We start from the raw sequence: 18563 nt of genomic DNA on the forward strand, positions 1-18563 counted from the left end.
GCGCTTATTTGCCGGCTAATTGCTAACTTTACCTATTGATTCAAAGGAGGAGGGGTTTCCATAAGAGCAGTGTGAAATATTATAGGAAAGCCTCTGGATAGATTTTCGTAGCGAATGTACAAAACCACAGAAATTACCTCAGCCGAGATTGCGTCGGATAATCCAGTTCACCAGCGCCTGTTGTTCCCCTATGTCGAAGCGGCCAAACTCGTGAGCGGCAATGTGTTGGAGATCGGCTGCGGCTGGGGGAGAGGCTTACAACTGCTGACGCAGGCGGCAGACCACTATACCGGTATCGATAAAAATACAGACCTGATTGCCTCGCTAAGTCAGGAGTACCCGCAGTCAACGTTTATTCAGGCCAATATTCCGCCACTGCTGGGCCTGGTCGACAATACCTTCGATTATATTGTCACATTCCAGGTAATCGAGCATATCGAGAACGACGACCTGTTTATCAGGGAAGCATACCGCGTACTGAAGCCGGGCGGCAAACTATTACTGACGACCGTCAACCGCACATTTTCCCTGACCCGCAATCCCTGGCACGTGCGGGAATATGTAGCCGACGAGCTGAAGCGGCTAATGCAGAAGTACTTCCCAACTGTTGAGACCAAAGGCGTTCACGGCAACGAGAAGGTAATGACCTACTACGAGCAGAATAAAAAATCGGTCGAGCGCATCACCCGGTTCGACATCTTCAACCTGCAATACCGCCTGCCGCGCTGGATGCTGCAGGTGCCTTACGATATCATGAACCGCTTCAACCGCAACCGACTGCTCCAGCAGGACGGTATCGCGGCCGAAATCAACTACACCGATTACCTCGTCAGCAACGATCCGGCGGGCAGTCTGGACTTCTTTTATATCGCGACGAAATAGAGGTTTCAGCGGCCCCGCTAAAACTATGACTTACTCGCCCGGTTCGCCTGCTTAATCGTTTGCTCGATCACATCCCACATCTCTGAGCTGACCTGTTCCAGGTGATTGAACTCACCGGCCATCAGGACTTCACCACCGTCAATAGTGATGCATTCGCCGGTGACGAAACCAGAGAAGTCGGATAGGAGGTAGGCTGCCAGATTGGCGAGTTCCTGGTGCTCACCCACGCGCTTCAGCGGGATGCGGCTGGTCGGGTCCATCAGCTTCATCAGTGGCTCGGGAAACAATCGGTCCCAGGCACCTTTGGTCGGAAATGGGCCGGGTGCAATGGCGTTGAGCCGGATGCCGTATTTACCCCATTCGGCCGCCAGCGATTTGGTCATAATCAGCGCTCCGCCCTTGGCTACGGCCGAGGGGACCACATAGCCTGAACCGGTTTGAGCGTAGGTGGTGGAGATGTTCAGGACCGTGCCCTTAATCTGGTTCTCAATCCAGTGTTTGCCCACGGCCAGCGTAAAGTAGTAGGTGCCCCGCAGCACAATATCGACAATCACATCAAAGGCTTTGTACGATAGCCGTTCGGTAGGGCTGATGAAGTTACCGGCCGAGTTATTCAGCAGGCCGTCAATGCGGCCAAAGCGGTTGACGGTTTCGGCAATGACGTTTTCGATCTCCTGCGGGTTACGCACATCGCAGGCCAGTGCCAGCACCTGACCCGAACCGTCGGACCGTCCGGTCTCGTCCATCAACTCCTTCGCGGCTTCGTCCAGCACATTCTGCCGACGGCTGCAAATGGTAACGTTGGCACCGAGTTGCAGAAAATACCGGCTCATAGACTTGCCGAGGCCCGTGCCTCCGCCGGTAACAATAATGGTCTTTCCCTGTAAGGCTCCCTCACGGAGCATGCCCTGGTTCATGGTCTGCTGATTATTGATATAAGTAAAGCGGGTAATATAGCCAAAATCTGAACTGTTCTGAACTCCGTGCTGAATACATCATTTATTAGTAGGTGGACTACCTGAGGTAGCGCGAAAGAGTTTTTAACGGCTACACAGAGTAAGTTCGTATAGGCACTATCTACCTATCTACGTAAATTACTTGGTGGTAACTACGTAGTAATGACCGTTCCCTAAAAAGAAAGTGCTTTTTGAGCATCTGGGCGCGTATACACTACTCAGTGCCGGTTCAAATAGGCTGTTTTATTGATTATTTATCAATTTTTCGTTGATATTTGGCTAGTTAATAACCTTTTTTTAAACCAAAACCAAACGTAAAGTATGAGAAACATAATCAGGCCGTTCAGGCTGGTAAGCCTGGCAACGTCCGCTTTTGCCTTTCTTCTCTTAACCAGTTGCGACTCTAAAGAATCGGGCCTTAACCCGGCTTCCCCCGCTTCCGGCAATCAAAACGCCCGCGCTGGAGCCGACAAAGTGGTGACGCATTACGGCCCGGCGGTACCGCTGGGCGGTGGCGTGGCACGTACGTTTGTCAGTGCCACCAAAGCAGGCCAATTATCGGAGGTTGGCATCGCAATATCCGAGAAAGTGCTGATCGCGCTGTTGAAAGACAAGGGAGAAATGTACATGAAAGTATTACAGTTCCCTAAACAATTCAACATTGCTCCATTCCAGCATGTCCTAATGGACTGGAACCCAGACGGTCATGAGCCTGAATTTCTTTATGGAGTGCCACACTTCGACTTTCATTTTTACATGATCCCCAGTCAGGATCGCGAAGCTATACCGGGCCTGCCGGGCGACATGATGGACCCTAATCCTCCGGCCCCTCAGTACCTGCCTGCGGGGTATATACAGACACCCGGACGAGTACCGGCGATGGGTACGCACTGGGTTGACCCGACTTCGCCGGAGTTTCAACAGCCAGGTGGCTTTACGCGCACGATGATTTATGGTAGTTACAATAGTGAAGTCATCTTCATTGAACCAATGATTACCCTCGACTATCTGCTGAATGGTGCTAAAGGAAATTTCGATATCAAACAGCCGGCTGCTTTCCCCCAAACCGGTGAATACCCGACTCAGTATTCCATTCGGTACGACAGCCAAAGCAAAGATTACATCATCTCTTTAATGAACTTTGCCCACCACACTGGTGGCGTGAATTAAGCGCGAACACCTGTTCAAGAGCCGTACGCCAGACTGGCGTACGGCTCTTTTGGTTTCCGGCAGGCATCTATAGGGGATCGATCAATAGCCTCTGCTGATCTTCTTGTTGAATTCGGCTTTGCGTTTCTCCAGCGTCTCATCCATGGTTTCGGTGGAGTCCTGAAACTGAAGCTGCGAGGAGTTCCAGACGGCTACGTACTGAAGGCCGTCTTCAATGGATTTACCGGCGCCGTAGTTTAAAACTTTTTTTATGCCCTGCACCGTTGTTTGCGGCAGGCCGGCAATCTGGCGGGCCATCTCGGTAGCTTTGTCAAAGAGTTCATGGGGAGAGGCATAGATATGATTCACCAGCCTGATTTTCTCGGCAAAGGCGGCATCAAAATCGTTGGCCGTAAAGGCTAACTCCCGCGTGTAGCCTTCACCAATAATCCTTGGCAACCATTGCAACCCTCCGAGATCCGGGATAATACCCAGTTTTGCCTCGCGAAGGCTGAAAGTAGCCTCCGAGGAGCAGAGCCGGATGTCGGCCGCCGAGATCAGGTTCAGCCCACCTCCAATGCACCAGCCGTGAATGGCGGCAATCACCGGCCTGGGCGACTCGTACAGCTTCTGAAAGCCAGACTGCATCTGCCGGATCATAGTCATCAATTCCAGGCGGTTATCGGCTGTCATAGATCCACTCAGCATGGTTTTTAGCCGGGGCATCATGGTGTTGAGGTCGAGCCCATAGCTGAAGTGCTTGCCGCTACCCCGCAACAGGATGCAACGGGCGTCGGTCATCGTGTTTATTTCGTCTACTGCACGGGGTAATTCGTCCCAGAACTCCGGGCCCATGGCGTTGCCTTTGCCCGGACCTAGCAGGGTTAGGGTGAGAACACCCTCGGCTAACTCAAGCGTTAACGATTGGTAAGAAGCCATAGTAATTGGTATGTCTGCATACGGATTGGGTTAAATGTAGAAAGTAGCTGGTTTTTTGCGAACTATTCGGCCAAGTTTTTTCGGGAAGCGGTATCTATACTTAGCTTAGGGGCATGAAACCCGAAACGCTTGCTATCCACAGCAGCCGCATGGCTGACCTGAACGCCGGGGCAGTTACGCCACCGCTTTACCTAACTACCACTTTTGAGCGAGAGGCCGACGGCTCCTTTGCCCACGGATACCTATACGCCCGTAATAATAATCCTAATCGAGACGCGCTGGAAAAAAGTATTGCTGCGATGGAAGGTGGGGTGCAGGCTATTGCGTTCAGCTCTGGTCAGGCAGCTACCATGACGGTATTCCAAACCCTGCGCCCCGGCGATCATGTAGTGGTGACGCAGGATTCCTACTATGGCACACCAGCGCTGCTGGAAGAATTGTTTCACCCCTGGGGGCTCACCTACACCCGCGTCGATATGAACGACCTGGACGCACTACGGGCATCCATTCACGAAAATACCCGCTTGGTCTGGATCGAGACACCCTCAAACCCACTACTCAAAATAACGGATATTCGAACGGTAGCCAGTATAGCCCATGAGGCCGGGGCTATTTGCATTTGCGACAATACGTGGGCAACGCCCGTGCTGCAACGGCCCCTCGACCTGGGTTGCGATGTAGTGATGCACTCCACCACCAAATACTTCGGCGGCCATAGCGATGTGCTCAGTGGCGCGCTGATCTTTAAAAAAGAAGACGAAATGTACCAGCGCGCCCGGCGGCTGCAATCCATCGGCGGAGCGGTACCGTCGCCGTTCGACTGCTGGATGGTGGTGCGGGGTATCAAAACCATGACCACCCGGGTACGGGCGCAGTCGGAAACGGCGCAGCAGGTGGCCGAATTCCTGGCAGGACACCCGGCCATTGAACAGGTACATTATCCGGGTCTGGAGAGCCATCAAAGCTACGCCATTGCTAAGGAGCAGATGACTTTGCCGGGTGCCATGCTATCTATTCAGGTGAAAGGCGGAGCCGAAGAAGCGACCCAACTGGCAGGCAGGCTACAGGTAATTACCAGAGCCACCAGCCTGGGCGGGGTGGAGACACTGATTGAGCACCGGGCATCTGTAGAAGGCCCCAACACCGTCACACCACAGAACCTGCTCCGCATTTCCATCGGCCTTGAGCACCCCGACGACCTGATTGCCGATCTGACCCAGGCGCTGGCATAATAGCTAATGAGAGCTTAAACAAGCCGCATCAGGCCGCGATAGATCGGGGATTCAAATGCGTTAGTTGCTCGCTCAGTTTCCAGAGTTCCTTCGCATAGAAGTCGCTGCGGGCTTCCTGACTCGGCGTTTTGGGCTTACACTTATCAAAATACAATCCTGTTACATTGGCCACTTCAGGCGATCCAGCCAGGTAAATGCTGGTTTCGGCCCCTTTCTCCGGTGAAATAAAGAAGGGCTTCATCAGTTTGAACATCAGCCCGGTCAGACTGGTGGCACCATTCGCAAAGTTGGAGTTAATGGCTCCCGGATGCAGACTGTTGGACGTAATGCCAAAATCCATGATCCGGTCGGCGAGTTCTTTGGCAAACAGGATGTTACAAAGTTTGGAGGCTCCGTAAGCCCCCATGCCCGAGAATGATTTTGGCTTAGCCAACTGGTCAAGCTTAAAGGCTTTGCTCCAGCGGTGGGCCTCTGAGGATACCGTAACGATGCGTGGATTGGTACCTTTCTTCAGCATATCCAATAGCATATTGGTCAGCAGGAACGGCCCTAAATGGTTGATGGCGAAGGTCAGTTCGATACCCTCGGGTGAGTATTGCTCTTTGTCGATGAGCAACCCGGCATTGTTTACCAGCACATCAAGTTTGTCGTAGCGGTCCGCTACTTCGCGTGCGGCCTGTATCACGGATTGCTGACTGGCCAGATCGCACCAGATCAGATCCACCCGGCCGGTTTTACTTACCGCTTTTATTTCTTTCCGGACAGGCCGGGAGGTGTCGAGATTCCGGCAAAGCATAAGGATGTCAAACCCCTTTTTGGCCAATTCCATAGCCGTAACCTTTCCGATACCGGAATTAGCACCGGTAATCAGGCAGAGACGTGAATTCATATAGTGTAATTGGGTAAATCGCAGAAGCTAAGTTTAGGAAATATAGGTGTTTTCCGTTTATGAAACCGGCAGGCAGCCAAACGATCAAACTATCTGAGCCTGCGGGATTGGCTGTTCAATGCCGGTGAGTTGTTCGCTCAACTGCCAAAGCTGTTGGCCCAGTTCCCGGTTCAAGGCTTTGTCGCTGGGCTCCAGTGGCTTACAGCGGGCAAAATATAGCCCGGTTACGTAATGCACCTCCGGTGAAGAGGCCAGGAATATATGAGTCTTCGCCATGGTTTCAGGTTCTGGCGCAAATAACTTAGCCACCGAAAAAGCCAGGTGCAGCAGCCCTTTGGCGTCGCCGTCCTCGGCAAAATTGCTGTCGACCAGCCAGGGGTGTAGCGCGTTGACGGTAATACCGTAGTCCATCAGCCGGTCGGCCAGCTCGAAATTGAACAGAAGCTTTGCCAGTTTGGAGTCGCTGTAGGCACCAATGGCACTGTAGTCGCTTTTGTCACGCTTAACGATGTTGTCCAGGTCAAACGGAGCCGCGTAGTGCAGTTCCGAGGCTACATTGATGATTCGCCCTTCCTCGCTTTTCTTCAGCAAATCCAGCAGCAGATGCGTCAGCAGGAAATGGCTGAGGTAGTTGGTCGCAAAGGTCAGTTCAATACCGCCGGGTGAGTACTGCAAATCGTTGACAACCCGGCCGGCATTGTTAATCAGCACATCAAGGTGATCGAAGCGCCGGTTTATCTCACCGGCCGCTTGCCTGACCGACTGCATATCACCGAGGTCGCACTGAACCAGGTATACATTGCGGGTTTTGCTGGCTGCCTGCACTTCCTGCTGAACACGATGGGCTTTTATCTCGTCCCGGCAGAGCATAATAATATCAAATCCTTTCCGGGCTAATTCAATGGCTGTCACTTTTCCAAGGCCGGAGTTAGCGCCGGTAATCAGGCACAAAGGGGGTCGCTGCATATCTTCTCATCTAAGTCCTACCCCTTAACTATCCGGGTGTGCAGCGGGTTTTGAGAAGAGGTAAATTCTTTAGCAGGCAGTATGCAGTTGGCAGATTGCAGTGAGCAGTTCTCAGTGGGCGGCAGGCAGACACGGTAAGCAATCTGCCAGTTCTATTTTCGGCTAACTGCCTACTGAGAACTGCCTGCTACAAACGCCCCGCAGCTGCTTCATCCACAAACCAAATCAGCTCACCGTTGGCGGGCTGAATACGCTGAGAAGGGTAAACGGCGGGTTGATACGTACCGTGGAGAACTTCTTTTAGCACGGTTGCTTTACCCTGCCCCGTCACTAAAAAGGCTACACAGGCGGACTGGTTGACTACCGGAGCGGTGAGCGTCAGCCGATACATATCCTGTGCGTTCAGGTGATAAGCAGATGTCCAGGCCTGGTCTTCAAACACTACCTCAGTACCTGGAAACAGGGAGAGGGTATGCCCATCATCCCCCATGCCGAGCAGGACGAGATCAAACGTACTGGTTTGCTTGTCGAAATAGTGGTGAAGCAGTTGGCCGTAGGCGGCAGCAGCCGCTTCCGGCTGTAGATCCGTCTGCCAGTGGTGGATTTTTGATTTCGGGATGGGTACATGATTCAGCAGGGCTTCGGAGGCCATGCGGGCGTTGTTGCGCTCATCAGTAAACGGTACATAGCGCTCATCGCCCCAGAAGATATGCAGGCGGTCCCAGGCAATAGTTTCCCGATATGGCGGTGTGGCCAGCAGTTCAAACAGCTTCTGGGGAGTGCTACCACCAGATAAGGCGATGGTGAAACGGTTCTGGCGCTCAAGCACCTCCCCAATATAGCTGACTAACCAGTCGGCAACGGCGCGGCTGAGTTCGGTGGGGTCTTTGTAGGTTTGGAGTTTCATGTGGTATGTTTTACCCCAACCCCCTGGGTTGGGGGTGTTTATTTCGGCAGCGTTACCCAATGATGGCCGTCCTGAGCAATGAGGGCTTCGGCATCTTCGGGACCCCAGGAGTCGGGGGCGTAGTTGGGAAAGTCGATGGGCGGGCGCTTCTCCCATGCTTCCAGAATAGGCATGATTACCTCCCAGGCCGCTTCAACCTGGTCGGCGCGCATGAACAGGGTGGCGTTACCGGCCATCACATCCAGCAGCAGCGTTTCGTAGGCTTCCGGCTCCTGTCCGTCGTAGGCATCCTTGTAGCTGAAGACCATATCGACCGGGTTGAGCGTCATCGATTGTCCCGGTCGCTTAGCCTGGAACCGCAGCCGAATGTCCATCTCTGGTTGAATACTAATAATCAGGCGGTTGGGTCGCCAGGTTTCGGCGGCCTCTGCCGGGAAGGCATAATGGGGGGCCGGTTTAAACTGAATGGTAATAACCGTGGTTTTTTCGTGCAGGTACTTGCCGGAGCGAACATAGAACGGTACATGCTGCCAGCGCCAGTTGTCAATAAACAGTTTCACGGCCGCGAAGGTATCTGTCGGTGAATTAGGTTTTACACCTTCTTCCTGCCGATAACCGTTTACCTCTTTGCCTTTCATCCAACCTGCGCCGTATTGACCCCGAACGGCATAATCACGCACCTCATCGGGCGGTATCCGGCGGATGGCTTTGAGTACATCGACCTTTTTGTTGCGGATCTCGTTGGCGTCGAACGAGACAGGGGCTTCCATGGCCACCATACAGAGCAGTTGCAGAATATGGTTCTGCACCATATCACGCAGGGCCCCGGCTTTTTCGTAGTAGCCGCCCCGGCCTTCTACCCCCACCGTCTCGGCAGCTGTAATCTGAACATATTCAATATAATTCCGATTCCAAAGCGGTTCAAACAGCGCATTAGCGAAACGCAGCGCCAGAATGTTCTGCACCGTTTCTTTGCCCAGGTAGTGGTCGATGCGGTAAATCTGCTCCTCTGTAAAGAGTTTGGTAAGGAGTTGATTCAGTTCCTGTGCACTCGTCAGATCATGCCCAAAAGGCTTTTCGATGACAATGCGTACGCACGGCCGATTGGCGCACATGGGTAACGTACCCAGTTTGGTAGCAATATCGGCGAATAGCTGTGGCGCTACCGCCAGGTAGAAAATGACATTAACCTTGTGGCTCCATTCCGCTTCTTTCTGCTGAACGTAATCGGGGATCTTCTGGTAGGAGGCCTCATCACCGGCGTCCATTTGCAGGTAAAAAACACTGTTGGCGAACTGATCCCAATCGCCGTTGGCCTGGTCCTTACGTCGCGAAAACTGTTGAATACCCTCCAGCAGCCGCTTCCGGTAGGTTACGTCGGAATACTCGCTGCGACCGATGCCCACAATGGCAAAGCGTTCGGGCAGGTAGTTATCGAGGTACAGATTGTAAAGGGCCGGGCTCAGTTTCCGGAAGTTGAGGTCGCCACTGCCGCCGAAGATAAACAAAATGGTGGGTGGGATTGGTTTGGTTGATGAGGCCATGGCAGAGAAGTCTGGTGTTGGTGCCCTAGGGCCCCGAAATATACCGACACCCTTCGTCTGGTGCAAGTCATTGAGGCTACGACTTCTGTTTACTGAGGGAATAGCCTACTTTTGGCGCACCACATCCTACCCGTTCACACACTAACGACCAACGCTTATGAAAATCGCCATCGGCTCCGACCACGCCGGATACCCATACAAAGAGAAAATTAAGCAATTCCTGATTGGCTTAGGCCATGATGTCACCGATTACGGTACCTTTTCGGAAGAGCCCGTCGACTACCCCGCCTTCATCCGCCCGGTAGCCGAAGCCGTGGCCCGTGGAGGAGCCGAGCGGGGCGTAGTACTTGGTGGTTCCGGAAATGGAGAGGCCATGACCGCCAATCGGGTAAAAGGCGTTCGCTGCGCCGTATGCTGGAATATAGAATCGGCCCGCCTGGCCAGGGAGCACAACGATGCCAACGTTATTTCCCTCGGCCAGCGTATGGTGTCTGAGGAAACAGCCCTGGAGATCATAAAAACATGGCTGGATACACCGTTTGAGGGCGGTCGGCACATTCAGCGGATACGGATGCTGGATACGTAGGCGTTTGTACGAACCACTGGGACGGGGGTTCGTAAATCAAGCCAGCTTCGCTTCTTTCTGGTAAACCCCCGCCAGCGTATCCACAGCAAAGTCAACCTCGTCGGCCGTATTGTATTTGCCGAAGGAGAAGCGGATGTTGCCCCGATCCGGGTCGATGCCGGGTAAAGCCGAGAGTACATGTGACCCTACGTTGGTGCCACTGGAGCAGGCACTGCCGCCGGAGGCTGAGATACCGGCAATGTCGAGGTTGAACAACAGCATGTCGCTGATGTCGGAGGCTGGCAGGCTCACGCTCAGCACGGTATACAGGCTATTCGACAGGTCGGCGGAGTTGCCGTTGAAGCGGACATCGTCAATCTTTTCGCGCAGGCGGTCAATCATGCGCTGTTTCAGGCCTTCGATATGCCGCCGGTGTTCGTCCATGTCGCGGTAGGCGATCTCCAGCGCTTTCGCCAATCCGACAATACCGTAAACGTTTTCGGTGCCACCTCGCATGTTTCGCTCCTGGGCACCCCCATAAATGAACGGGTGAATGCGATTGTTGGCGTTGACGTAGAGGAACCCTACTCCCTTCGGCCCGTGAAATTTATGCGCGGCACCGACGATGAAATCGGTTTTTAACTGCTGTAGGTTATGCCGAAAGTGCCCCATCGTTTGCACGGTATCACAATGGAAAATAGCATCGTACTGCTTACACAAGGTACCTACGGCATTCAGGTCGAGGAGGTTACCGATTTCGTTGTTGCCGTGCATGAGCGATACCAGTGAACGCGGATTATTGTGCAGCAACGTTTCCAGATGAGTCAGGTCGATGTCACCTTTCTCGTCGATGCGGACCAGGCTTAGTTGAATGGTACCCTGCTGTGCCATATGCTCCAGCGTGTGCAGCACGGCATGGTGTTCGATGGGCGAGGTAATGGCGTGCGTCAGGCCGTAGGTTTCAATGGCCGAGCGGATGGCGGTATTATCAGCTTCGGTGCCGCCGGAGGTAAAAAATAGTTCGGAGGGAGACGTATTCAGTAACGTCGCCACTGTTTTGCGGGCTTTTTCAATCGCCGACCGGACGATGCGGCCATGGCCATGAATGGAAGAAGGATTGCCGAAGTTCTCGGTCATCCAGGGGAGCATGGCCTCCAGCACATCCGGGTCGAGCCGGGTGGTGGCTGCATTATCAAGGTAAACGCGTTGCATAGGGCAAAGATAATAGGTTGCTGCGGAGAAACGTAACGACAGCAAGTCCTCACGAGTCTTCCGGCAAATCAAAAGTTATCCGATATTCACCTAATCAACGCCTTGTATGCCAAAATGATTCGCTACACCACCGCTGCTACCGACGATGATTTACAACAGATTCTGGCCCTCCAGCAGCAGAATCTCGCCAAAATAATTACCCCCGAACAGCAGCAGGAGCAGGGCTTTGTTACGGTCGTACACACCCTGCCCTTATTGCAGCAGATGAATGCAGCCGCCCCGCAGATCATCGCTAAAGATGGCGACCAACTGGCGGGCTATGCCCTGGTGATGCCAACTTCCTTTCGTTCTTTCATACCCGTGCTGCAACCTATGTTCGACCTGCTGGATACACTGGAGTACGACGGACAACTGGTGGGCAGCTATTCGTATTATGTGATGGGCCAAATCTGCGTAGTGGAAAAGTACCGTGGACAAGGCGTCTTCGATGGGTTGTATCAATACCATCGTGATCGCTTATCGGCCGACTTTGACCTGTGTGTAACGGAAGTAGCCACCCGCAATACCCGCTCCCTACGGGCACACCAGCGGGTCGGTTTTACATCCATTGCTGAGTACGAAGATGAAACCGACCGGTGGTGTGTCATTGTTTGGGACTGGCGGTGACTGAGTTTATTTCGTTACCTGTCTGAGGGAAGCTTTTAACGCTTCGTACTCTCCTCCTTCAATAAAAGCGGCTATTTTACCCGTCCGATCGATCACTAAAAAAGATGGACTGCGAGTGACCTGATATTTTTTGTGAAAGCCGTACGATTCCGGAACGGGAACAAATGGAACCGTATTACTGACCAGAAACGTCTTGACCTCCTGCTCCGTATTGTTTAGAACACCCAGCGATATCAGACCGGTTTCGGTCTGGAACGGCTGAAGCACTTGGGATAGGCCAGTCGCCTGTTTCTCACCCCAAAACGGCTTGTTCAGACTTATCCAGAAACTGAGTACCACTACATTCCCTTTCAGGTCGGTAGACCGGTACGTTTTACCGTCGATACCCTGCATGATAAACAATGGAATCTCTGCTCCAACCTGAGGTTTCTCGTTGGCTCCGAGACTTCTAAATATCCGGGTTTCTCGTTCTTCCGGCGTTGTCGGACGAAGCTTAAAGGTTGTTGCTTTCCCGTGACTCGTCATACACCGGCTCCAGATGATACCCGTTTGGGTTCTCTTTTAGGAGTTGAGTGTATTCCCGATACGGAATGCGCTTATCGGTAGCCTTATCGAATATGGGTGTGTTTTCATTCAATTCAAATGTAGAGGCAATACCACTCCGGTGAATCTGTGGGGAAGCGTCGGTGCGAATTATGGTTTGGGCGAAGCTATAGGAGGAGAGCAGACAGAGGACTATACTCGTAAAAACGTTGTTTAGAAAGGACATATGATAGTTATATATATAAATATGCCTGGTAAGTATACAAAGAAAAGTTAATAGGTTGCTTTCTGCAAGTTAATGGAATAAACAAAAGGGCGGCTCGTCAAAGCCGCCCTTTTAAGATTTCGCACTATCGCTTACTTCTTCTCCGCCACCAGCCCCTGAATTTCAGCCATCAGGACCCGAGCGGCTTCTTCCAACTGCTGGTCTTTGCCTTTGCTAACCAGTTCATAGTCATTCCAGATTTTGATATCGGGTTCGGTCTGCCAGTTTTCCAGGTATTTACCGTTCATGGCTTTTACGCCCAGGGGTGGCACACCCCAGCGGATGCTGTTGTCCTGCAGAGCCTCCCAGCCGGCAAACGTACAGGTACCCGGCACCGGCTGACCCACCAGCTTACCGAGTTTCACTTCCTGCACCGTAAAGGCGTAGCAGTGGCCGTCGGAGTAGTTGGCTTCGTTGGCCAGCGAAATGCTGGGTTTGGTCCAGCGGAAGTTGGGTTCGTAGCCGTTGGAGCGGGTATCGGTGGTGTAGTCCATGAACTTCTTACCCGACAGGAACATCGCCAGGTCGGCGACCAGGTCGCCACCGCCGTTGAAACGGGTATCGATCACAACGCCTTTCTTGTTAGCGAACTTACCCATAATTTCCTCGTAAGTGTTTCGGTACGCGCCGTCGTTCATGCCCGGAATATGGACATAGCCCAGCGTTCCGTTTGACAGTTTCTCCACCTCGTCCTGGTTACGTTTTACCCAGCGCTTGTACAGCAACTGGCTTTCTTCCCCCATCGAAACCGGCTTCACAATGATTTCCCGGCGAGTCGTACCATCAACAATCGTCAACAGCGTGTTCTTACCGGCCTTGCGGTTGAGGTACTGCGCCAAATCACGCTCCGGCGCAATGGGTTCGCCGTCGATGGATTCAATCACCATACCGGCCCGAACGTCCAGCCCGGCTTTGTCCAGCGGACCGTCTTTCACGACTTCCGCCACCCGCACGCCGTTGCCGGTGTAGGTAATATCGTAAAAAGCACCCAGTGATGCGGTAGCGTCCTGATTGGTAGCCGTTGGCGCGTAGCTGGAGCCGCTGTGGCTGACGTTCAGTTCGCCCAGCAATTCAGACAGCATTTCGGAGAACTCGTAGTTGGTGCCGATATGCGGCAGGTATTTCTCGTAGTCAGGTTTGTAGCTGTCCCAGTTGACACCGTGCATGGTGGCGGTGTAGAAGGTCTTCTTGGTGCGTCGCCAGACATGCTCGAACATAAACTGCCGTTCGGCGGCTACGTTGAGGTTCATGTCGCCGTTGATGCTGATGCTCTCCTGCTTGCCACTGGTGGGGTCGATTTTCTGGATGCGGCCGTCGGCGTTCAGGAAGATAGACTTTTGGTCTTTGTCCCAGACCAGGCTCCCGGCCGCGCCGTTCAGCGTCACCAGCATTTTAGTTTCTTTAGTGCGCAGGTTGGTAGTCCAGAGATTGAAGCCTTTTTCGAAGCGGGCGAGGTAGTACAGGTTCTCGCCGTCTTTGCTGATGAGCGCATCGGCCAGCGACGAAGAGTGAATCGTCAGTTTGGCCCGGCGGGTAGTCAGGCCATCCCAGTCAATGGCAACGGCGGTATCTTTTTTGGCGGTCTTTCCCTTAGTGGTATCGGCTTTGGTGGTTTTCTCTTCCAGTTCTTTGGCGAGGGCAGCTTCTTCTTTGCTCAGCTTGAACTTATCCCAGGCGGTTTGGGTGAAAAACATAGCGTATACATCGGCCTGCGAACCGCCACTTTGCGCGACGGCTTTCAAGCCATCCCGGTTGCTGAACCATAGCATGGCTTTGCCGCCCATGACCCACTTGGGCCGGAAATCCTGGAAGCCGCTTTCGCTCAGGTTCGTTACCTTGCCTTTGCCATCGGCCGGCACCAGACCAATTTCACCGGCGGCAATACCCGGCACGCTGTAATCGAACAGAAGCCATTTGCCGTCCGGGCTCCACTGAAAATACTGGTCGTTGTCACCCATGGAGAACAGCTCTTTATCCGTTAGAATGGTGCGGGTCTGCTTCGTGACCAGGTTCAGAATCTTCAAGGTCATCCGGTCTTCAATAAAAGCTACTTCTTTGCCGTCGGGTGAATAGGCGGGCTGGTAGTTCTCCTTTTCGTTGGTGATGAGCGGAGTTTCTTTCAGCACCGTGGAGGCATAGAAATACGGCTCTTCGGAACGGCTCCGGCGGGTTTCGTAAATCTTCCAGGAATTGCCCCGCTCAGACGAGTACAGCAGCACTTTTCCATCCGGCGAGAAGCTGACGCTGCGCTCCTGTTCGGGTGTGTTGGTGATGCGTTTGGTTAGACCTCCCTCTACGGAGCTGACAAATACTTCACCCCGGAAGATGTAGGCCACCTCTTTTCCGTTGGGCGAAACAGCCATATCGCGTACCCCACCGGCAATGGGCAGCACCCGCTCGTTGTTGCTGCGGGCGTCGGCGACAATGGTAACGGCTACCTTCTGCGGCTTGGCGTTGACCTTCAGGGTATACAGTTCGCCATCGTAGCTGAAGCAGAGCGTACCGTCATTGGCCTGGCTCAGAAACCGCACCGGGTGTTTTTTGAACGAGGTGAGCGCTTCCGGTTTGGCCGGGTTATCCAGCGACAGTTTATGCACATTGAATGAGCCGTTGGTTTCGCTCAGGTACACCAGGCTTTTGTCGTTGTCGGCAAAAATCGGGTTACGGTCTTCACCGTTGAAGCTGGTGATTTTGGTATGCTTACCGGTCTTAACATCGTACGTCCAGATGTCGCGGGCAATGGATGAGGTATGATGCTTGCGCCAGGGGTTTTCACCGCCTTTTTTGTCGTGATACACCAGCCGGGAGCCGTCACGGTTGAACTTCACTTCTTCGGCCGGTGTCGTTAGCAACTGCTCTGACTTACCGCCGTTGACCGCCACCTTGTATAACTCCGGCTGCGAGCCGGTCGGGAACTGCCGGTTGGTTGCTAAATCCTGACGCGCTGCACCAAAGACCACGCTCTTGCCGTCTGGTGTGAAGTCGTACGGATACTCGTTGGTCGAGTGAAAGGTTAAGCGCCGGGCTTCACCTCCATCAACGGAGATAATAAACACGTCAAAATTGCCGTAGCGGTCCGAGGTAAAGGCAATGGACTTGCCGTCGCGGGACCAAACCGGCATGAAGTCGTGGGCTTCGTGGAAGGTCAGTGGCGTGGCACTGCCGCCCGTAGCGGAGACTTTCCAGAGGTCACCTTTGTAAGTAAAGACGATGGTCTTGCCGTCCGGCGACACAGCCGGGTAGCGGAGCCAGGAGGGCGTCTGCGCCCAAAGCGGGAGCGAGCACCCGATACCGGCCACCAGAAGAAGCAGACGGGTAAAAAGATTGCGCATGAAGTGGTTAAATTAAGTACAAGCGGCCAACCTGGAGAAGATATAAACCCAGGTAACTAACAAAGTTACAGTGATTGGTTGAAAACTCTTTCACTCAAGGCGGGTTTTACTTTTCAGCATTCACACTATGGTAAAAGTCTGTCTTAGTCTGATTTTAGTATTATTTTCGGGTACCGTTTGGGCGCAGACCGGAGCGTATACAAACGTAGCCGAAAACCGCCAGATGCTCTGGACGGAGGTAAACCTGGTGTACAAAACCAAAGGCCCGTGGAGTTTTCAGATTGACCATCAGTACCGGCGGCAGGCGGCTGATGTCGGTACCCGCGACTGGAATATCGTCCGCTATCCACTGTTGCAGGTTTTTCGCCCCTGGATTGCCTATGAGGTGAGCGAATCGGTAAAGCTATCCTTATCGCCGGTCGGTTTGTGGTGGAACTGGCAGCGGGAATTGGAAGATCCTTCGACAAAGTTTTTCCAGGAAATCCGGATTATTCCGCAGCTACAGATTACCCGGCCGGTGGGTGATGGTCAGCTTATCCAGCGGTATCGCACGGAGTTACGCTGGCCCTCGGCACTGGATACCGTTTCGCGCTCGTACCTCTTTCTGGCCGATGGTGAGCCCGAGCTGGTGCTGGCCGACCGGTTCGACGTGCGGGTGCGGGCAATGGCTCGCTGGCTAAATCCCATCTTTCAGCGCACGCCCGATGAGAAGCGCTGGTACTCCCATCTGAGTGTAGAACCCATGGTCGTGGTCTCCGACAAATCCATCAGTTTCAACCAGAACCGGTCATTACTGGCATTGGGCAGGTACCTGAATAAGTCTATCCGGGTAGAGCTAGGCTATCTAAATCAGTTTAGCATCAATAAACGCGCAGCCGAGCAGGTCCGGACCTTTCGGTTCAACAATGCGCTGCATGTCTACCTCTACGCCGAAAATGCCACGCAGTGGTTTGAGCGGAAGAGGGACCGCTAAGCGACTGTACGAACCACCGGGACGGGGGTTCGTACATAGGCCATAAATAACAAAGCCACCCTCATGTGCAGAAGGTGGCTTTGTTTGCGTGGTACTAAATCTATTCAGATTCAGGTTTACGGTATTGCTGAATAATTTTGTAGAGCGCCTTCTGCTTTTCCAGTTCCGGGAAAAACTCGAACAGCTGCACGTGCGCATCGTAGTTCAGCGTCAGGGCCGCTTCCAGGTTCAGCAGGGCCTCACGATAATAACCGGCATGGATGAGGTAAACCGCAGCCCGGTAATACAAATCGGCTTCTTTAGGCATTTCATCAATACCCATCTGGATGATCTCGTTCGCCCGAAGGTAATTGCCTTGGTCAAACGGCACCAGCGACCAGATCAGGTACGAATCCGGATTGGCCGGGTCAACCTCAGCCGCTTTCTCAAACGCTTCGACACTTGACATCACATTGCCGATCTTGTACTCCGTTTCGGCAATGGCCAGCCAGTATTCGCCATTCTGTTCGTTCAGCTTAACCGCTTTCCGCAGGAACGGCAGCGCTTCGTACCATTTACCCAGCTCGCTCAGGCACACACCCAGGCCATACCAGGCTTCGTCCCACAGCCCATCTACCCGGATGGCTTCCCGGTAGCGAACAATAGCCTCCTGCAACTTATCCTGTTTTTCCAGGCTGGCCCCCAGGTGGCACAGCGTTTCGGCCGTGGGTTCCTCGTGCTTCAGCGTATCGATATAGGCCTGCTCGGCTTTTTCAAACTGGCCTAAATTCATGTAGGTATTGCCCAGGTTGAAATACGCCGACGCAAAATCGTCTTTTATAATCGTAGCGTAATCGTAGGCCTCGGCGGCTTCGGCAAAGCGGGCCAGCTTGCTGTAGGCAATACCGATGTTGTACCAGGCATTGTACGAATACGGGTCCCGGTCGATCAACTGCTGGTAGTACGACAGACTGTTTTCCAGTTCGCCGGTTATGTCCAGGCAGAACGCCAGTTCATACAGCGCATTTTCGTTGTTGATGTTGAGATGAATCGATTTTTTATAACAGTCAATGGCCTCGTCAAATTTTCCCCAGTTCTGGTAACTCTGACCAATCTGAAAATAGATGTCATCCTTATCTTCCGTGCGGTCGAGCATTTCCTCCAGCACCTGTACCGACTCTTCAAACCGGCCCGCCATGTTCAGGATAGTCCCCTGCATGTATTGAATATCCAGATCGGTGGGGCTGAACAGATTGGCACGGTCGAGCAGTTCGAGGGCTTCTTCAAATTTGCTGTTGTTGGCCAGAATCTGGGCCTTGTCGAGCATAAGTTCCAGTGAGTACGGGAAGTTGCCGAGTCCGGCTTCACAGGCTTTCAGGGCCTTGTCGAGGTCGCCTTCGCCGAGATAGTGTTCCACTATCTGCTCATAGACATCCAGGTCAAAAAACTGATTTTCTTTCCGGTCGAGCATCTGCTCAAAACGCCGAAGCGAATCTTTGATATCGCCTTCTCTTTCCTCAAACTCTTGCTCCATGTGAGTACCTCAACGGGTTAAGTAGTGCCT

Annotated in this window: 17 protein-coding genes; 6 read left to right on the forward strand and 11 right to left on the reverse strand. The window is 53.2% G+C overall.

Annotation, left to right across the window (positions count from 1 at the left end; genetic code table 11):
• Nucleotides 1-114 precede the first annotated feature (114 nt).
• The gene (locus tag ABD949_RS00115; protein ID WP_345239427.1) at nucleotides 115-882 is read left to right on the forward strand and encodes a class I SAM-dependent methyltransferase; all 768 of its coding nucleotides are present in this window, start codon (nucleotides 115-117) and stop codon (nucleotides 880-882) included.
• A gap of 23 nt (nucleotides 883-905) precedes the next feature.
• On the opposite strand, the gene ABD949_RS00120 is transcribed toward ABD949_RS00115, so the two are convergent.
• Nucleotides 906-1799 carry an SDR family oxidoreductase gene (locus tag ABD949_RS00120; protein WP_345239429.1) on the reverse strand — a complete coding sequence of 298 codons (894 nt, stop codon included), beginning with the start codon at nucleotides 1797-1799 and terminating at the stop codon, nucleotides 906-908.
• A 360-nt stretch (nucleotides 1800-2159) separates the two neighbouring features.
• On the opposite strand from ABD949_RS00120, the gene ABD949_RS00125 reads away from it, so the two are divergent.
• Nucleotides 2160-3008, forward strand: a complete 849-nt coding sequence (locus tag ABD949_RS00125; protein ID WP_345239431.1) for a hypothetical protein — start codon at nucleotides 2160-2162, stop codon at nucleotides 3006-3008.
• 81 nt (nucleotides 3009-3089) lie between these two features.
• On the opposite strand, the gene ABD949_RS00130 is transcribed toward ABD949_RS00125, so the two are convergent.
• Nucleotides 3090-3926, reverse strand: coding sequence for a crotonase/enoyl-CoA hydratase family protein (locus ABD949_RS00130; RefSeq protein ID WP_345239433.1), 837 nt, complete (start codon nucleotides 3924-3926; stop codon nucleotides 3090-3092).
• 113 nt (nucleotides 3927-4039) lie between these two features.
• On the opposite strand from ABD949_RS00130, the gene ABD949_RS00135 reads away from it, so the two are divergent.
• Complete coding sequence (locus tag ABD949_RS00135; RefSeq protein ID WP_345239435.1) at nucleotides 4040-5158, forward strand: trans-sulfuration enzyme family protein; 1119 nt, start codon at nucleotides 4040-4042, stop codon at nucleotides 5156-5158.
• Between the two features lie 28 nt (nucleotides 5159-5186).
• Here ABD949_RS00135 and ABD949_RS00140 read toward each other — a convergent pair whose 3' ends face one another.
• The 4 genes from ABD949_RS00140 to zwf form a co-directional block, all read right to left on the reverse strand.
• A complete protein-coding gene (locus tag ABD949_RS00140) occupies nucleotides 5187-6047 on the reverse strand; it encodes an SDR family oxidoreductase (protein WP_345239437.1) in 861 nt (286 codons plus the stop codon).
• Nucleotides 6048-6131: 84 nt separating this feature from the next.
• Nucleotides 6132-7013 (reverse strand): SDR family NAD(P)-dependent oxidoreductase, encoded by an 882-nt coding sequence (locus ABD949_RS00145; protein WP_345239439.1) that lies wholly within the window; start codon nucleotides 7011-7013, stop codon nucleotides 6132-6134.
• Between the two features lie 187 nt (nucleotides 7014-7200).
• Nucleotides 7201-7920 carry a 6-phosphogluconolactonase gene (pgl, locus tag ABD949_RS00150; protein WP_345239441.1) on the reverse strand — a complete coding sequence of 240 codons (720 nt, stop codon included), beginning with the start codon at nucleotides 7918-7920 and terminating at the stop codon, nucleotides 7201-7203.
• 38 nt (nucleotides 7921-7958) lie between these two features.
• Nucleotides 7959-9464, reverse strand: a complete 1506-nt coding sequence (gene zwf / locus ABD949_RS00155) for a glucose-6-phosphate dehydrogenase (RefSeq protein WP_345239443.1) — start codon at nucleotides 9462-9464, stop codon at nucleotides 7959-7961.
• 157 nt (nucleotides 9465-9621) lie between these two features.
• Here zwf and rpiB point away from each other — a divergent pair, with 157 nt between their 5' ends.
• On the forward strand, nucleotides 9622-10050 hold the full coding sequence (gene rpiB / locus ABD949_RS00160) for a ribose 5-phosphate isomerase B (protein ID WP_345239445.1): 429 nt from the start codon (nucleotides 9622-9624) through the stop codon (nucleotides 10048-10050).
• Nucleotides 10051-10086: 36 nt separating this feature from the next.
• Here rpiB and ABD949_RS00165 read toward each other — a convergent pair whose 3' ends face one another.
• On the reverse strand, nucleotides 10087-11241 hold the full coding sequence (locus tag ABD949_RS00165; RefSeq protein WP_345239447.1) for a cysteine desulfurase family protein: 1155 nt from the start codon (nucleotides 11239-11241) through the stop codon (nucleotides 10087-10089).
• 114 nt (nucleotides 11242-11355) lie between these two features.
• Between ABD949_RS00165 and ABD949_RS00170 the strand changes: the two genes are divergently transcribed.
• Nucleotides 11356-11907: a GNAT family N-acetyltransferase gene (locus ABD949_RS00170; protein WP_345239449.1), complete on the forward strand. Its 552-nt coding sequence runs from the start codon at nucleotides 11356-11358 to the stop codon at nucleotides 11905-11907.
• Between the two features lie 6 nt (nucleotides 11908-11913).
• Here ABD949_RS00170 and ABD949_RS00175 read toward each other — a convergent pair whose 3' ends face one another.
• The 3 genes from ABD949_RS00175 to ABD949_RS00185 all read right to left on the reverse strand — a co-directional run bounded on the left by ABD949_RS00175 (nucleotide 11914) and on the right by ABD949_RS00185 (nucleotide 16047).
• Nucleotides 11914-12432, reverse strand: a complete 519-nt coding sequence (locus tag ABD949_RS00175) for a TlpA family protein disulfide reductase (RefSeq protein ID WP_345239451.1) — start codon at nucleotides 12430-12432, stop codon at nucleotides 11914-11916.
• Nucleotides 12401-12676, reverse strand: a complete 276-nt coding sequence (locus ABD949_RS00180) for a hypothetical protein (protein ID WP_345239453.1) — start codon at nucleotides 12674-12676, stop codon at nucleotides 12401-12403. Before ABD949_RS00180 ends, ABD949_RS00175 begins: the two co-directional genes overlap by 32 nt.
• A gap of 131 nt (nucleotides 12677-12807) precedes the next feature.
• Entirely contained in the window at nucleotides 12808-16047 is a 3240-nt protein-coding gene (locus ABD949_RS00185) for a S41 family peptidase (RefSeq protein ID WP_345239455.1), read from the reverse strand.
• 127 nt (nucleotides 16048-16174) lie between these two features.
• On the opposite strand from ABD949_RS00185, the gene ABD949_RS00190 reads away from it, so the two are divergent.
• On the forward strand, nucleotides 16175-17020 hold the full coding sequence (locus ABD949_RS00190) for a DUF2490 domain-containing protein (protein WP_345239457.1): 846 nt from the start codon (nucleotides 16175-16177) through the stop codon (nucleotides 17018-17020).
• Between the two features lie 100 nt (nucleotides 17021-17120).
• Here ABD949_RS00190 and ABD949_RS00195 read toward each other — a convergent pair whose 3' ends face one another.
• Nucleotides 17121-18533, reverse strand: a complete 1413-nt coding sequence (locus ABD949_RS00195; protein WP_345239459.1) for a tetratricopeptide repeat protein — start codon at nucleotides 18531-18533, stop codon at nucleotides 17121-17123.
• Between the last annotated feature and the right edge of the window lie 30 nt (nucleotides 18534-18563).

This window comes from Nibrella saemangeumensis, assembly GCF_039541915.1.
Lineage (GTDB): Bacteria > Bacteroidota > Bacteroidia > Cytophagales > Spirosomataceae > Nibrella > Nibrella saemangeumensis.

Excerpts from the sequence above, each read along its gene's own strand:
- ABD949_RS00135 (WP_345239435.1), top strand. The coding sequence starts at position 4,040 with ATGAAACCCGAAACGCTTGCTATCCACAGCAGCCGCATGGCTGACCTG.
- ABD949_RS00170 (WP_345239449.1), top strand. The coding sequence starts at position 11,356 with ATGATTCGCTACACCACCGCTGCTACCGACGATGATTTACAACAGATT.
- ABD949_RS00190 (WP_345239457.1), top strand. The coding sequence starts at position 16,175 with ATGGTAAAAGTCTGTCTTAGTCTGATTTTAGTATTATTTTCGGGTACC.
- ABD949_RS00165 (WP_345239447.1), bottom strand. The coding sequence starts at position 11,241 with ATGCAACGCGTTTACCTTGATAATGCAGCCACCACCCGGCTCGACCCG.
- ABD949_RS00180 (WP_345239453.1), bottom strand. The coding sequence starts at position 12,676 with ATGTCCTTTCTAAACAACGTTTTTACGAGTATAGTCCTCTGTCTGCTC.
- ABD949_RS00125 (WP_345239431.1), top strand. The coding sequence starts at position 2,160 with ATGAGAAACATAATCAGGCCGTTCAGGCTGGTAAGCCTGGCAACGTCC.
- ABD949_RS00195 (WP_345239459.1), bottom strand. The coding sequence starts at position 18,533 with ATGGAGCAAGAGTTTGAGGAAAGAGAAGGCGATATCAAAGATTCGCTT.
- ABD949_RS00130 (WP_345239433.1), bottom strand. The coding sequence starts at position 3,926 with ATGGCTTCTTACCAATCGTTAACGCTTGAGTTAGCCGAGGGTGTTCTC.
- rpiB (WP_345239445.1), top strand. The coding sequence starts at position 9,622 with ATGAAAATCGCCATCGGCTCCGACCACGCCGGATACCCATACAAAGAG.
- zwf (WP_345239443.1), bottom strand. The coding sequence starts at position 9,464 with ATGGCCTCATCAACCAAACCAATCCCACCCACCATTTTGTTTATCTTC.
- ABD949_RS00145 (WP_345239439.1), bottom strand. The coding sequence starts at position 7,013 with ATGCAGCGACCCCCTTTGTGCCTGATTACCGGCGCTAACTCCGGCCTT.
- ABD949_RS00115 (WP_345239427.1), top strand. The coding sequence starts at position 115 with ATGTACAAAACCACAGAAATTACCTCAGCCGAGATTGCGTCGGATAAT.
- ABD949_RS00140 (WP_345239437.1), bottom strand. The coding sequence starts at position 6,047 with ATGAATTCACGTCTCTGCCTGATTACCGGTGCTAATTCCGGTATCGGA.
- pgl (WP_345239441.1), bottom strand. The coding sequence starts at position 7,920 with ATGAAACTCCAAACCTACAAAGACCCCACCGAACTCAGCCGCGCCGTT.
- ABD949_RS00120 (WP_345239429.1), bottom strand. The coding sequence starts at position 1,799 with ATGAACCAGGGCATGCTCCGTGAGGGAGCCTTACAGGGAAAGACCATT.
- ABD949_RS00185 (WP_345239455.1), bottom strand. The coding sequence starts at position 16,047 with ATGCGCAATCTTTTTACCCGTCTGCTTCTTCTGGTGGCCGGTATCGGG.
- ABD949_RS00175 (WP_345239451.1), bottom strand. The coding sequence starts at position 12,432 with ATGACGAGTCACGGGAAAGCAACAACCTTTAAGCTTCGTCCGACAACG.